The 420-nt window shown below is 62.9% G+C and carries 1 protein-coding gene; it reads left to right on the top strand.

The window, feature by feature from the left end; genetic code table 11:
- Positions 1 to 420 (top strand): PEP/pyruvate-binding domain-containing protein (locus tag EOC93_RS33800; protein WP_281033183.1); only part of this gene is annotated, 420 nt, incomplete at both ends.

Below are 420 nucleotides of genomic sequence, written 5' to 3' on the forward strand. Positions count from 1 at the left end.
ACAACCGCGCCATCACCTACCGGCGCCTGCACGACATTCCCGAAAGCTGGGGCACGGCGGTCAATGTCCAGGCCATGGTGTTCGGCAATATGGGCGAAACCTCGGCCACCGGCGTTGCCTTCACGCGCAACCCTTCGACCGGCGAAAAGATGCTCTATGGAGAGTTCCTGGTGAACGCGCAGGGCGAGGACGTCGTCGCCGGCATCCGCACGCCGCAGAACATCACCGAAGCGGCACGTATCGCAGCTGGCTCGGACAGGCCGTCGCTGCAGAAGCTGATGCCTGACGCGTTCCAGTCCTTCGTCCCCATCTCCGATAGTCTGGAGAAGCACTACCGCGACATGCAGGATCTCGAATTCACCATCGAGCGCGGCAAATTGTGGATGCTGCAGACCCGCTCCGGCAAGCGCACCGCCAAGG

This window comes from Mesorhizobium sp. M6A.T.Ce.TU.002.03.1.1, from assembly GCF_003997275.1.
Lineage (GTDB): Bacteria > Pseudomonadota > Alphaproteobacteria > Rhizobiales > Rhizobiaceae > Mesorhizobium > Mesorhizobium mediterraneum.